Origin of the sequence: Nocardia sp. NBC_01388 (assembly GCF_045040085.1) — a bacterium.
In the GTDB taxonomy this organism is placed as follows: domain Bacteria; phylum Actinomycetota; class Actinomycetes; order Mycobacteriales; family Mycobacteriaceae; genus Nocardia.
In genome coordinates this window covers 8,115,430-8,129,982 of sequence record NZ_CP109553.1, presented here as the reverse complement: position 1 = coordinate 8,129,982, position 14,553 = coordinate 8,115,430, and the positions used below count along the sequence as shown (strand labels likewise).

Sequence of the window (14,553 nt, the reverse complement as noted above, 5' to 3'; positions counted from 1 at the left end):
AGAGCAATTCGCGCACCGCGAGAGCAGCCAACCGTTGCCCGGTACTCAGTCGCGCTTCGGGCAACGGCTTAGCTCACCGCAGACTCAGGCAGCCCAGTCGTACGGAATTGGCCCCGTATTGCGGTGTCCTGCAACCTTTTCCAGAACGAGTACATCCTCGTGCGCAATCAACTGAACAGGAAGACCGGCCGCGCGCTTCTTGGTGATCAGGTCACGCTGGAAGAAGCTGCTGTGAGCGATGAGCTCGCCTTCACCAACCCTCCCGAGCAACGCCACGCAGCGTTCGACCGGTTCGAGTCCGGCCAACGCCGCACAGGTGAGTAGGTGCGACGGTAGGTCGACCAGTTCGGTGTGTTCGCGCCAGGGGCGGGCGGTAATGACGATATGGCCGCCGGGGCGCAGGTAGGTGGCGCAGGCGGTGAGGATGCGAGTGAAGCCGGACAGCAGCCGTCCGAGTCCGACGTTGGCGAGGTTGCCGCGATCGAGCGCGGAGCCGTAGCGGTAGTCCGTCTTGTGGACGCCTTGACCGGGGATGACCTTTACTTGGCCGTGAGTGGCGGCGCCGTACGGCGGTGAGGTGATGATCAGGTCGACGGTGCCGACGTGGTGAGCGGGCAGCGTCGTGGAGAGTTTGCGGGCGTCGCCGGTGTAGACAGTGGCGTCCTGGTCGCATCCCGCGCTGCGGGCGAGTTCGATGTTGGCGCGGGCGATCTCGGCCCATCGCGCTTCGTATTCGTTGCCGAGGGCTCGGCGGCCGAGGTGGAGGGCTTCGACAAGAGTGGTACCGATCCCGCACATGGGGTCGAAGACGAGGTCGCCGGGCTGGGTGTAGTGGGTGATGGCGTGGGCGGCGATTGCGGGCAGCATTTTCGCTGGGTGGGCGGTGCTGTCGGGGTGGTAGCGGCCTTTGCGTTGCGCGGCGGGGGCCTGCTGCGCGGTCGCCCACACCGTGGACGGGGCGGGAACCGGCCCGGATGCGGGGTTCGGTGCGGCGTGAGTGGTCATGGGGATTCCTCGCTGAGGTCGGTGGGCTGAAAGTGGGCGGGTCAGGCGGCGTGGTCGAGGGTGCTGGCGGAGTGCCTGGCTTCGGGGTTGAGGAAGACCGAAATATCGAGGTGTCCGTTGAGATGACGGCCGGCGGACTCGGCGGGACCTTCGGTGGTGGTGACGGTGTCGCCGTCGAGCGGAACGGAAACGACGTGCGACAGGTAGAGCAGGTCGGCGGCTTGGGCTGCGGCCACGATGGAACCTGTGGGGTCGATCAGGCGGCCTCGGGAGTCGTGGTTGTGGCGGGAAATCACCGCCAGGACTCCGCCTGCGCAGAGTTTCTCGGCCGCCCCGAAGGTCAGGCGGGCGAGAGTATCGGTGTCGACGGGGCCGGGTATCGGGGGAAGCAGGCTCGCCACGATCAGATCGGCGGGATCCTCGGCCTGGGGAGTGGCAAGCAGGCTCGCCGCGGTTCTGGCTGCGTTCGGGGAAAGGTGACGGCGTAGTTCGGTGACCAGGGGTTCAACCACCCGGGGAGCGAGAGCTTCCTGCTGCGGTGTCAGTGCGGCGAGGAGGAAGTACCCCTTGGGTTTCATGAATTCGCGGATTGCGCGTGCGAGCACCGGCAGCGGCCCGTATCCGGTGACGGTCAAAGGCGCGAGTCCGGCATTCCAGATGCTGGTGGGAATGGGTGCCGACAGCGCGGTCGAGCGACGGCGGCGAGGCTGGGATTCGGTCATGAGAGACGCTCCTTCGAGGCGTGCAGAAATTGCGTTTTCGTGACCGCAGTTGCCAAGGACCCCCCGCTTTGCGACAAGCAGCGTAGGCAAGTTTCGTTCATGCACCCGAGCGAGCTTTCGAAATGAACTGATCCGAGTAGACATCCGAATCGGCTAATGAACAGACTCGGAAAACTTTCTCTCGAATCTTTCGGTGCCGCTTTGATCAGCCTTGTAGACCGCAGTTGGTTAGCGCCCGGTTAGTGCCGCCATACGCACACAACGCCTGGTAGAGCACATCCCTCAGTCTCCGAGCCTTCTGCCGACACCCTCGCTTCAACAGCGGATTTGCCCGCCTGACGGAGGTCATTCGGTGATGTTCCGGGGGTTGTTTGGTGGCCTTTTGGTGGCGGTCGTCTTGTGTCCTCGCTGAGTCGGATTTGTTCGATCTCACCCAGGAGACGAGTGGTTATGAATACACGGGATGAAATGCACAACTCGCGGGGATACGTAACTTCCTCACCGTTGGCGGTGGTGCGATCGGCCTTCGACGCGACAGCCGCCGATCCGGTCGGATTGCCGCCGGAATGTGTGATCGCGTTAGGCGGCCCGGTTGCCAGTTGGAGCCGATTGCGGGAGACGTTGTGCGATCCCGGATTGTCGCTGACGGCAGTCGACACTATCTGGATATGGCTGGTGCGCCGTGCCCGGCAGGACGCGGGCGCGCTGCAGTGTGCGGGCGTCGCGCTGCCGATGCTCACAGCAATGGCGCGCCGTGTCGGTGGCCGGACCTTCCGGGTTGCGCACGACGCCGAGTCGCACGTGCTGGCCGCGTTCCTGTCGGCGCTGGGCCGAGTGGATCTCGAGCGACCTGGGGTGTGGCCTCGATTGCGGTGGGCTGCGTTCGTCGGTGGTCGTGCGTGGCTACGACACGAGGTGGCCACGGCGTCACCGACTCTGGGCCTGACCACAGTGGGCGAACCTCGCCAGTCCGCAGGGCAGGTCGCTAACGCCCAACCCGGACATCCGGAGCTGCTGTTGGTGCAGGCGGTCGCTGAAGGCGTACTCGATGCGGATTCTGCGGGGTTGATCGCGGCCACTCGATTGCAGGCCCAATCCCTGACCGCGGTGGCCGCCGAGATCGGTGTGCCCTATAAGCGGCTCGAGAAGCGCCGATCACGCGCCGAAGCCCGGCTGGCGCAGTGGCTGCGTCAGCGGCTCGCTGATCAGCACAGTGATCACGGCAGCGCAGTCGAGCAGCACGCCATGGACACAGCGGCCCGCACCCGCGCCGGTGGCGCGCACCGTCCTCTCGGTGCGGTGTCGCAAACGGGGGTGCCGCTGGCAACTACACGGCGCGCGAGGACCACCCCGATCCCCGCACTTCCCACTCCTGTGGAGGTGAACCGCCGATGCGCGTAACCCCTGTTCTCCCCTTCTCCCAGCCCCGTGGCCGGACACATCCAACCCGGCCCAGCAAGGGCATCGCCCGCACGTTGGTGTGCGCCGTCGCGCTGGGATGCGCGCTGACGTACGCGTCCGGATCCGCTGGCGCAGAGCCGGTTTCGGTGCTCGCAGTGGCCGGATCGTTCCAGGAAGTTCTCGATAACCTGCGCAACTGGCTGATCGGGATCCTCGCCACGATCGCCACGGTCTGTCTGACCATCGGCGGCACCCGCTATCTGATCTGCTCCGGAGACCCCGGCGAGGTCGAACGCGCCAAGGTCGCACTCAAGGCCGCCTGCATCGGATATGCGCTCGCGATGCTGGCTCCGCTGGTGGTGGCGGTCTTGAAGCAGATCGTGGGCGGCTGAGATGGCCGCCGCGATCCGCTCCGGTCCACCACGGACCCCTCGCGTACTAGTCCTCGTGCTGGTGGGGTTGGCCGCGATCATGGTGTGGGGCGGTGGGATTGGCGCAGCCGAACCCACCACGCCCGCACCACCGCTACCCGTGCCCACCGCGCCGCCGACATCGGCCCCGACGACGTCCGGGGTACCCGCGCCCACACGGCAACCCGCCCCGCAGCCCGGCAACCCTGGGGGATCTAGCGGCTCGGGTAGCACCAGCAGCGACGACTGCGGGATAAGCGATCTCACCGCGTGCGTGAACAACGCGATCGACAGCTTCTTTCGAACCCTGGTCGACTCCGCACTGAACCCGCTGATGGACCTACTCTCCACAACCCTGCTGACCACTCCCGATCCAAGTTCTCTGCCTCAGATCGGGGTGCTGTGGAACTCCTCGTGGCAGTTGGTGCTCGCCATGTACGGGCTCGTGGTGATCGCGGCCGGCATCCTGCTCATGCTCCACGAGACCCTGCAAACCCGCTGGGGCTGGCGCGAGATCTTGCCTCGCCTTGTCGGCGGGTTCATCGCGGGTGCGATGAGCATGGTCCTCGCCACGGAGGCAATCCGCTTCGCCAACGGCCTCGCCACGGCGATTGCCGGAGATGAGGTGTCCACCAACACTGCCTCTTCGGCGTTCAAGTCGATGCTGCAAGTCGGCGGACCCACCACCTCTATTCCCCTGTTCACCGTCTTCTTGCTCCAGGCGCTGGCCATCGTGTTGGTGATCTTGTTCATCACCTACGTCATTCGAGTCGCGGTCACCGTCGTGCTCATCGTCTCCGCACCTCTGGCGATGATGTGTTACGCGCTGCCCGCCACCGAAGGCGTCGCCCGTTGGTGGTGGCGTGCGTTCTCTGCCTGCCTGGCTATCCAGGTCGTGCAATCAATGGTGTTGATCACCGGGCTGAAAGTCTTTCTCTCCCCGGGTGGTTGGTGGTTTTTCGGCCCCACCAAGACCGGCCTGACGAACGTGATCGTCGCGCTCGCCTTGGGGTGGGTCCTGATGAAGACCCCGTTCTGGCTGATGTCCGCGCTCAAGATCAGCCCCGGACACGGGATGGTGTCGTCGATCGTGCGCGGGTTTATCGCCTACAAGACCATGGGTGTGCTCAAAGGTGGGGGCAAGACCGCCGCCGCGGCCCCTCGGTCGAAGAAGGGCAAACCGTCCGGCTCTCCGACGCCCCCGCCCAACCCGTACGCGAACGTCCGCGCTACCAGGAGCGGGCAGCTAATGCTGCCGCTGACCGGGGTCAAGCGTGTGCCGCCCAAGGCCGCGCCTCCGACCCCGATCCCGCACGCCGCATCGGTCCCCCTCGCCGCACCGCAAGGGACTCAGCTGATGTTGCCGCTGCCGCAATTCCACGGCGGGGTCAACCTCGGCCCCACTCCGCAACTGGGCCGAAACGGCCAATACCAGCTGCCCATCCCCGTCCAGCGTGTCCCCAAACCGGCTGCGCCACCGGCAACTGCGCCGGTTCCGAGGCCGCTGCCCGGCACGCGAAGCCCGCAGCCCAAGCAGTTGTCCTTCGACTACACCGTGCCGACCACGCGGGATCCCTATGACGGGAACCGACCCACACGCAGCGGCCAGTACCCGCTACCGATCGAGGTCCGTCGCGTGCGGCCCGATCCTCAACCCCGTACCGCCACGCCTCCGCCGCCGCGCAAGTCGTCACCGCCTCCGGCCCCTCCCCCGCAGGTCTATGGCCCGCCCAGGCCGCCTTTCCTCCGCTCGGCTGCTGTCCCTCCTGACGGACGGCAACTGCATCTGCCCCTTCCTGATTTGCCCGTCCGCCGCCGTAATCGCCGCACTCCCAGGAGCTCGAAATGACTGTCACCGCACGCATTCCCGCTGATGTCGATCGCCGCGACAAGCTGATCGGCCCGTTCACCGCCCGCCAACTCGCGATCCTCGCCGCCACCGCCCTGACGCTGTATGTGGGCTGGCTGCTGACCCGCACCGTCATCGCTCCGCCGGTCTTCGTCGCCGCTTCGGTTCCGGTCGGCGCGCTGGTCACCGGCCTGGTACTCACCACCCGCGACGGCTTCTCCGGTGATCAATTGCTGGTCGCCGCGATCCGTCACCGGCTGCGCCCGCACCGCCTCGTCGCCGCTCCACACGGACTGCCCTCGGCTCCCGGCTGGCTCACTGCCCGCGCCTCCAGCAGGCCGAAATCGGCTGCGCAGCAACCCATCACGCCCACCACGGCGAATCTGCCGCAGGCCGTCAGCGCCAGCGGTGAGGTCGGGATCGTGGACCTCGGATCTGACGGGGTGGCTGCGGTCGCCTTGGCGGGAACGGTGAACCTGGCGCTGCGTACCCAGTCCGAGCAGGCCGCACTGGTGGCCCAGCTCGGCGGCTGGTTGCACACTCTGCGCCAGCCGGTGCAGATCCTTATCCGTGCCACCCGTCTGGACCTGACCGGGCGCATCACCGCCCTGCGCGACTCCGCGAGGGAGATGTCGCCGGAGTTGGCCGAGGTCACCCGCGACCACGCGGCGTTCTTGAGCACGCTGGCCACCGGTGAGGATCTGCTGCACCGGCAGGTGCTGCTGGTCTGGCGCGAACCGCTGTCCGGTGCCGGTGCCGCCGCACCAGGGCTGGCCGGACCGTCGGCGCGCACAATCGCCGGTTCCCTGCTGCCGAGCCGCCGCCGCGCGGCGCGCGAAGTCTCGGCCGCCGCGCGCCGGGCCGCCGAGACCAGACTGCTGCGTCGCCTCGGTGAAGCCACCGACATGCTGGCCCCGCTCGGGATCAGCGTCACCGCCCTCGACGACGCGCAGGCCACCGCGATCCTGGTCTCGGCCACCAACCCGGGCAGCCTGGTCCCGCATTCGGCCGATATCGCCGCACCCGACGCGGTCATCACCAGCGAGTCCAGCGCGTCGAGCGATACCGTCACCGACCTCGGTCACGAGGAGACCAGGATGGTCGCCGACGTACAGGCGCAACGGAATCTGTTGCGGCGCATCCGTTTCGGATCGCGTTCACCGTTCACCCCGCAGTCGTTGACCCGAGGGTCACGTCATGTCGAGGTCGGTTCGGATTGGGTGAGCACGCTCGCGGTCACCGGTTATCCGCGTGAGGTGGTCGGCGGGTGGCTTGCTCCGTTGCTCGCTCATCCCGGCCGGGTGGATCTCGCCCTGCATATCGAGCCGATCGACCCGACGACCGCCGCGAACCGGCTGCGCCGCCAGCAAGCGCGGCTGGAGTCCTCACGCCGACACAACGCCAGTTATGGACTGTTGGCCGATGAGGTGCTCGATGTCGCCGCCGAAGACGCCGCCGATCTGTCGGCGCGCGTGGCCCGCGGCGAGGGCCGACTGTTTCGGGTCAGTCTCTATCTGAGCGTGCATGCGAACTCCGAAACCGAACTGGCAGAAGAAGTTGCCGCGGTCCGCGCGTTGGCGGCCAGCCTGCTCATCGACACCAGCCACCTCACCTACCGGGCAATCCCCGCATGGACAGCGACGCTGCCGGTGGGCTTGGACCCGGTGAAGGTGGGCCGCACCTTCGACACCGATGCGCTCGCGGCGGCGTTCCCGTTCACCTCCCCACAGTTGCCGGTCGCCGACCCGGTCTCGGCGCATCGTCCCGACGGTGTGCTCTACGGTCGCGACGCGGCGTCGGGGTTGGTGTTCTGGGATCGGTTCTCCGAGGACATCCACAACCACAATGCGGTGATCCTCGGCCGCTCCGGTGCGGGCAAGTCCTATCTGGTGAAGTCGGAGTTGCTGCGCTCGTTGCAGCGCGGCATCGAGGTCATCGTCATCGACCCCGAGGACGAATATCGGCGCCTGGCCGAAGCAGTCTCCGGCACCATCCTCGGATTGGGCGTGCCCGGGGTACGGCTCAACCCGTTCGATCTCGAACTGCACGTGCGAGCAGACGGCCGCCGCAGCGCCCCCGCCGACGCGCTGACGCGACGCAAGCTGTTCCTGCACACCGTGATCCGAGTGCTGATCGGTGAGCAGACGCCCGCGCAGCGTGCGGTGCTCGACACCGCGCTGACGGCCACGTATGCCGCTGTCGGGATCACCGAGGACGCCACCACCTGGACACGCCCCGCTCCGACGCTGGGTGTGCTGGCCGAACAGCTGCGCGTGTGCGGCAGCAGTGTCGGTGTCGAACTGGCACAAGCACTCTCACCGTTCGTGTCCGGTGGCGCGTTCGCCGGACTGATCGACGGGGACACCACGACCGCGCCCGAAGGCGGGCTGGTGGTGTTCTCGCTGCGGGAGCTGCCCGACGAGTTGAAATCCCTGGGCACACTGCTGGCTTTGGATGTCACCTGGCGGCGGGTGTCCAACCCGGGCACGCGGCGTCCGCGCTTGGTCGTGGTGGACGAGGCGTGGTGGATGATCCGCCAGGATGCGGGCGGCGAGTTCCTGTTCCGTGCAGCCAAGGCATTCCGCAAGTACTGGACCGGCCTGACCGTGGCGACCCAGGATTGCGCCGATGTCCTGGGCAGCGAGTTGGGGCGCGCGATCATCGCCAACGCCGCCACGCAGATCCTGCTGCGCCAGGCCCCGCAAGCCATCGACGAGGTCGCGGCCGCGTTCGCGCTCTCGGAGGGCGAAAAGCAGTTCCTGCTCGCCGCCGATCGCGGGCAGGGCCTGTTGGCGGTCGGTGTCGATCGCACGGTGTTCGCTTCGCTGGCTTCGGATTTCGAGGATTCGCTGATCACGACGACGCCGCAGCTGACCACCCTGGGCGAGGACTCAGATACCGATGTCGTGCTCTCCGTTGAGAAGACCGAGGCCCCGATGCCGGCCGACCTCGACGGCTTCGACAGTGACGAGGCACTACTCGCCGAGGAGGACAGCGTCATCGTCCTCGATGCACCGGAAGCCGCTGCCTGATGTCCGCGCCGTCGAATCCGTCGCTCCCCGACCTCGGCTGGCTCGGGCACCTGTTCACCGAACCCGGCCGGTTCGGGGCGCGGGTAACTGAGCTGGCCGCGTGGGCGCTCACGGGTGCGCACCCGATCGTGGCGGCTGTGATCGCCACCGGCGTGCTCGCCGCGGGCATGGGGGTACGGCGGATTCGGCGGGCTCGGCTCGCCACCGGGGCACGGCAGGTGCGGATCCTGTGCCCGCCGTCGGTGTCCCCGGAGGCGGCCGGGGTGTTGTGGGCGCACCTGATCGGCCTGTTGCGCCCGCGCTGGAAGCAGCTGCTGTTTGGGCAGCCCCATCTGAGCTTCGAATACCAGGTCACCGGCGGCGAAGGGGTCACGCTCAGCCTGTGGGTGCCCGCCACGATCCCACCCGGGCTGATCGAGCGCGCCGTCGCGTCGGCGTGGCCGGGCGCGCGCACCGATACCCGCGAGGTCGCCGACCTGCCTGTGCCGATCCCCGCTACCGGGTTCGTGCAAGTTCTGGCGGGAGGCAAGTTGCGGCTGGGGCGACCCGAGGGCCTGCCTATCCGCAGCGACTACGACGGCGGGGATATCGCGCGGGAGTTGCTCACCGCCGCAGCCGATCTCGACCCCGGCCAATCGGTGTGCGTGCAGATCCTGGCGCGGCCGGTCACCGGCGCCCGGGTGCGACGCGCGCTGACCGGCGGCCGGAGCGGGGCCACCGCCTTCGCGGCGCGGGTGGTGCGTGGAGTGTTGCGCGAGGTGCTCGACTTCCTCACGCCCGGCGTGGGAACACGCCGGTCCCGCTACCAGAGTGCGGTGTCCGCCGATCGGCAGGCTCGCATGGAGGACACCACCCAGGCGCGGGCGACGATCACCAAAGTCCGTGGCGGACAGTACGAGACGCTCATCCGCTACGCCGCCGCCGTGACCGTGCCCGTGCCCGCGCACGCGAACTCCGACACCTTCGCGGCGGCAACGGCGATCGCGCGGGGCCGCGCGCATGCGGTGGCGGCGGTGTTCGGAGCGTGTGCCGATCACAACTTCTATCGCCGCCGCTACCACCTGCGCCTGACTCCCGCCCTGTTCGGGCGGTGGCTCGGACGCGGGGACCTCTTGTCGGTGACGGAACTGGCGGGAATCGCACACCTTCCATTCGACCCGTCGGTGCCGGGCCTGGCGCGCGCGGGTGCCGCCGCCGTAGCCCCGTCGGTGGCGATCCCGGTCGGCGGCGCGCACGCCAAGCCGCTCGGTGTCGCCGACACTGCCACCGGTCGGCCAGTCGCGCTACCGGTCGCCGACGCCCGCCACCACCTGCAGGTCATCGGCGCGACCGGTGTCGGCAAATCCACCCTGCTCGCCCATCTGATCCTCGATGACGCCGACGCCGGGCGCGGACAGGTAGTGATCGACCCCAAAGGCGACCTCATCACCGACGTCCTGACCCGACTACCGCGGCGACTCGCGGACAAGGTCGTGCTCTTCGACGCCGACTCCACACGTCGACCACCGTGCATCAATCCACTCGACACCACCGCCGAGGGCCTCGATTTGGCAGTGGAGAACCTGGCCGCGATCTTCTCCCGCATCTATTCGCGCTGGTGGGGTCCGCGCACCGACGACGTGCTACGCGCGTCGCTGCGCACGCTGTGCGCACGGCCCGGCACGGCCACGCTGGTGGACCTGGTGAAGCTGCTGACGGGGGAATCCAACGTCGATCGGATCGCCCGCGAAGTCACCGACCCGGTGCTGCGCGGCTTCTGGGCCTCCTACAGCAGCCTGTCCGACGCCGGGCGCGCGCAGATCGTCGCCCCATTGCTCAACAAACTCCGCGCCTTCCTGTTGCGGCCGTTCGTACGCGAGGCGATCGCGGCCGGCGAATCCACCCTCGACCTCGCCGACGTGCTCGACCACGGCGGCATCTGCCTGGCACGGCTACCCAAAGGTGTTCTCGGCGAAGAAACTACGCGCCTGGTCGGGTCGCTGCTGGTGGCCCGCACCTGGCAGACCACCACCGCCCGCGCCAGCACCGCGCCCTCGGCCCGCCCGGACGCCTCACTGGTCTTGGACGAGGCACACAACTTCCTGCACATGGCCACCTCGATCGAGGACATGCTCGCCGAAGCCCGCGGCCTACACCTGTCGCTCGTGCTGGCACACCAGAACCTCGGCCAGCTCCCACGCGAACTGCGCGAAGGCATCTCGGCCAACGCGAGAAACAAAATCATCTTCTCCGCCTCCCCCGAAGACGCCCGCGACCTCGCCCGGCACACCAGCCCCGCGCTCGGTGAACACGACCTGACCCACCTCGACGTCCATCACGCCGCCGCCCGACTGCTCGTGGCCGGGCAACAGAGCCCACCGTTCACCTTCACCACCCGCGCCCTGCCCGACCCTGTCCCCGGACGCGCCCGCGAGATCCGCCTAGCCGCCAACACGGTGCGCGAGAAGCCCTCCCCCGCAACAGATCCGGTGTCTGAGCCGACCGACTCCGCACCGTCTCCGGACGCCGACCCCCGCCTGTCCTGACCGCGCCGCACGCGCGCGCTCGAACCGACTGCGCCGCAACCTCATTCGCTGACACCTCAGGAGTTCTGTGATGATCCCCGACCCGACTCGTCAACCGGCACTGCGGCATCCGTCGCGCGCGATGGCCCACGCCCAGCTCGCCGAACGCCTCACCGAACGCGACCGCTGGATGCTGCGCATGTGCCACGAGCATCGCGTGCTGACCACCGGCCAGTTCACCGCGCTGGCGTTCTCCTCGGTCAACTTCGCCCGCCGCCGCCTGGCCCAGCTGCATAACTACGGCGCGCTCGAAAAGTTCCGGCCGCTGCGCACCAGCGGCAGCGCCCCCGCCCACTGGGTCCTGGGCCCCGCTGGAGCCGCCGTGCTCGCCGCCGAGGCCGGGGTGGAGGTCCACGATCTCGGATACCGGCCCGACCGTGCGCTCGCGATCGCCCACAGCCTGCACCTGGCCCACACGCTCGGCGTCGTCGAATGGTTCACCGCCCTCGCCACCACCTCCGGCGCCGACAACGCGGCCCTGCTGGCGTGGTGGTCGGAGCACCGCTGCCGCGCGCTCTGGGGTGATCTGACCCGACCCGACGGGTACGGTCGCTACGCCCGCGGCGAGACCGCACTGGACTTCTTCCTCGAATTCGACCTCGGCAGCATGGCTTTGGCCACGGTCGCCGCCAAGCTGCACTGCTACGCCGAACTCGCCCGCACCAGCGCCGTCATCACCCCCGTTCTGTTCTGGGTGCCCACCGCCGCACGGGAGGTCAGTGCACGAAAGGCGTTGCACGACATCTGGACCGGGCTCGCCGACCCCGACGCGGTACCGGTCGCGACCGCCGCCGCAGATCTCCTCGCCCCGGCGCATCCCAGTCCCGCGCAGCGGGTCTGGCTACCGCTGACGGCCACCGGTGGTGAACGTGTGCGCTTGGACCAGCTCGCTTCGAGCTGGCCGCGTGTCACCTCGGCACCCGCGACCGTGCCGACCCCACCGGCGACCCGTCACGCCGTGCTGGTTCCGCCGCCACCGCTACCCCCGGCGCAGACGGGTGATCGGTGATGCTCGCGCGGATGCTCGCCGTGGGCGGGGTGAGCGTGGTGTTCACCTCGGTCGTGATCGCGGCCGTGGTCACCACCGTCACGGTGGCCAGCCACACCCCGACCGCCGCGCCGAGTGCAGGTTCGGGCAGCGCGCCGAGTCAGGAAGCGGTCTCGGATATCCCGCCGACCATGCTGGTGCTCTATCAGCGGGCAGCGACCGCGTGCCCGGGTCTGGACTGGAGTGTGCTGGCCGGTATCGGGGAAGTCGAGACCGACCACGGACGCTCCACCTTGCCGGGAGTCAGTTCCGGGGAGAACTTCGCCGGAGCCGCCGGGCCGATGCAGTTCCTCGCTCCGACTTTCGATTCGGTGGCCTCGCGTCACCCGATGCCGGCCGATGGCGCGAGTCCGCCGTCGCGCTACAACCCTGCCGACGCGGTCTACGCCGCCGCCTACTACCTCTGCGACTCCGGTGCCCCCGGCGATGTGTACTCGGCGATCTTCAGCTACAACCACGCCGACTGGTACGTGAAAGAAGTCCTCGACCAGGCCACCGCCTACCGCAGCCAAGCCCCCACCGGCACAGGCGATTGCGGCAGCGTACGCGGCACCGATCGTGCCTCGCTCGTACTGGCCTTCGCCTGTTCGCAGCTCGGGCAACCCTATGTGTGGGGCGGTGACGGCCCCCAGGTCAACGGCGGCTGGGACTGTTCCGGGTTGACCAAGGCCGCCTACGCCGCCGTCGGGCTCAGCCTGCCACGGACCGCCGCCGATCAGTACCATGCCGGGCCGGTCATCCCTGAAAGTGCTTTGCGTGCAGGTGATCTCGTCTTCTATGGCACGGCCGACAATATTCACCATGTCGGCTTGTATCTCGGAGGCGGGAAGATCGTCAATGCTCCGACCTTCGACGTTCCTGTCCAAGTGCAGGATTTGCATTATTCGGGCGATGACTATTTCGGCGCGACTTCGCCACTCACCGTACCCAATGCGGCCTCCGGTGATCCCGCACAGTGAATTCCTCTCCAGGCCAATACTCTTCGAAAGGTCGCGGCCGATGCCGAAAAGCAATCGCAAGACCCTGAGCGCGCTCGCGGACTACAGCTATCTCACGCCGGGAGCTCGAATGTTCAGCCCCTGCATCGAACAAGTCGAAATTCCTCTCACCACTCCCACCTCATGCACTCACGAAGACACCCTCTGTGCCGAGTGCGTCGATCAATGGCGAGCCGATCACCTTTTCTGCGAACGACTTCCGTGGGAACGCCGCCACCGCAGCGAATAACACAACGTCATGGCAATTGCCAGCCGACCGCTCGTGTCGCCGTACCGGACCGGAATTCGATCCGCGCGAAATCGGACACCGGGGCCGATTCGTGAACGCTGTCCGGCCGGTAGTCGCCGGAACCGAATATGCCGAATACGCTGCGCTGCAATTCCGTACATCCGTCTTGTTTCGAATTCCGCTTGACATCACCGCATGTACGGAGCGTCCATGGTCGTGTCACCCCGCGAACCCCGGCAGCGCACCGGGCGGGGCCGATACGTCCCGGCCGGGACATGACATCCGCTTTTCCCGTTTTCGCACCGATTTCCGAAAGGGGACCGTCATGTCCACCACCACCACGCCCGCGACCGCCACCACCCGCACCCCGTCCGAAGACGCCCTGTGGGCCGCGCTGGATGCCCACCCCGGCTCCACCACCCACGAGCTGGCCCAATTCAGCTCTGTCGCCAAAACCAGCGCCCGCAAGCTCCTCGCCGCGTGGGCCGAAGACGGACTCGTCACCCGCGACGACACCGGCACCGACTCCGCGCACCGGTGGACGATCGCCGCGACCGATGCCGACACGGAGGCCGAAACCGACTCCGCGGCAACCGAGACCGTGACGGCCGAGAGTGCTGCGCCGGTGGACTCGAGCACCGAACCCGCACCGGCCACCGAAGCGGCGGCCCCGTCCGAGGCCGACCCGGCACCGGCCGCCACCGACGCCAATCCCCCGGCCGCCACCGCTACCCCCGTCCCGGCCGCCGCCGCTGACACCGTGCAGGAAGCGCCGAACCCCGGCTCGGCGACCTCGCCCGCACCGGCCGCCCCCGCGCAGGCCGGTGCGCAGCCTGCCAGCGAGGCGGCCTCGGCTCCGACCGAAGACACCCCCGCGCCCACGCCCGGGGTGTGCCCGACCTGCGGGCAGAAGGTGAAGAAGTCCCAGGGCACGCAGCCCGGCGCGCTGCGCGGGATGGTCGAGGACTGGCTGCGTGAGCACCCCGACCAGGAGGCCACCCCCGGCCAGATCTCCAAGGAGATCAACCGCTCCTCCGGCGCGATCGTCAACGCCCTGTTCGCCTTGGTCGGTAAGGGCATCGCGTTCGAGACCTGCGAGCGCCCCCACAAGTTCACGCTCCACCCCGACCAGAAGGCCGCCCAGGAGGCCGAGCAGACGACCGCCCCGGCGAACTAACCCCGCCGCGCCCCTGATGCCCGGTGGCCCGGACCCCGTGTCCGTGCCACCGGGCACCCGCGCGTCCGCCCTGGCCGACACGGGGAGGGTGCCGCGAAAGAATCTCTGCTCTCGATGT

Annotated in this window: 10 protein-coding genes; 8 read left to right on the top strand and 2 right to left on the bottom strand. The window is 68.3% G+C overall.

What is annotated here, in order from left to right; translation table 11 throughout:
- Nucleotides 1-84: 84 nt before the first annotated feature.
- Both OG716_RS38360 and OG716_RS38355 read right to left on the bottom strand, forming a co-directional pair.
- The gene (locus OG716_RS38360; protein ID WP_405135107.1) at nt 85-1,005 is read right to left on the bottom strand and encodes a TRM11 family SAM-dependent methyltransferase; all 921 of its coding nucleotides are present in this window, start codon (nt 1,003-1,005) and stop codon (nt 85-87) included.
- 41 nt (nt 1,006-1,046) lie between these two features.
- Nucleotides 1,047-1,727, bottom strand: a complete 681-nt coding sequence (locus OG716_RS38355; RefSeq protein WP_405135106.1) for a hypothetical protein — start codon at nt 1,725-1,727, stop codon at nt 1,047-1,049.
- A 450-nt stretch (nt 1,728-2,177) separates the two neighbouring features.
- Here OG716_RS38355 and OG716_RS38350 point away from each other — a divergent pair, with 450 nt between their 5' ends.
- The 8 genes from OG716_RS38350 to OG716_RS38315 all read left to right on the top strand — a co-directional run bounded on the left by OG716_RS38350 (nt 2,178) and on the right by OG716_RS38315 (nt 14,435).
- Nucleotides 2,178-3,128 (top strand): hypothetical protein, encoded by a 951-nt coding sequence (locus tag OG716_RS38350; protein WP_405135105.1) that lies wholly within the window; start codon nt 2,178-2,180, stop codon nt 3,126-3,128.
- On the top strand, nt 3,119-3,520 hold the full coding sequence (locus OG716_RS38345; RefSeq protein ID WP_405135104.1) for a pilin: 402 nt from the start codon (nt 3,119-3,121) through the stop codon (nt 3,518-3,520). The genes OG716_RS38350 and OG716_RS38345 overlap by 10 nt, the downstream gene beginning before the upstream one ends.
- A gap of 292 nt (nt 3,521-3,812) precedes the next feature.
- Nucleotides 3,813-5,387: a conjugal transfer protein TrbL family protein gene (locus OG716_RS38340; RefSeq protein WP_405135103.1), complete on the top strand. Its 1,575-nt coding sequence runs from the start codon at nt 3,813-3,815 to the stop codon at nt 5,385-5,387.
- Nucleotides 5,384-8,419, top strand: coding sequence for a PrgI family mobile element protein (locus OG716_RS38335; RefSeq protein WP_405135102.1), 3,036 nt, complete (start codon nt 5,384-5,386; stop codon nt 8,417-8,419). The genes OG716_RS38340 and OG716_RS38335 overlap by 4 nt, the downstream gene beginning before the upstream one ends.
- Nucleotides 8,419-10,944: a TraM recognition domain-containing protein gene (locus OG716_RS38330; protein ID WP_405135101.1), complete on the top strand. Its 2,526-nt coding sequence runs from the start codon at nt 8,419-8,421 to the stop codon at nt 10,942-10,944. Before OG716_RS38335 ends, OG716_RS38330 begins: the two co-directional genes overlap by 1 nt.
- A 70-nt stretch (nt 10,945-11,014) precedes the next feature.
- Nucleotides 11,015-11,992 (top strand): replication-relaxation family protein, encoded by a 978-nt coding sequence (locus OG716_RS38325; RefSeq protein WP_405135100.1) that lies wholly within the window; start codon nt 11,015-11,017, stop codon nt 11,990-11,992.
- On the top strand, nt 11,992-12,990 hold the full coding sequence (locus OG716_RS38320; RefSeq protein WP_405135099.1) for an NlpC/P60 family protein: 999 nt from the start codon (nt 11,992-11,994) through the stop codon (nt 12,988-12,990). Before OG716_RS38325 ends, OG716_RS38320 begins: the two co-directional genes overlap by 1 nt.
- 593 nt (nt 12,991-13,583) lie before the next feature.
- Entirely contained in the window at nt 13,584-14,435 is an 852-nt protein-coding gene (locus tag OG716_RS38315; protein WP_405135098.1) for a MarR family transcriptional regulator, read from the top strand.
- The last annotated feature ends 118 nt before the right edge of the window (nt 14,436-14,553 follow it).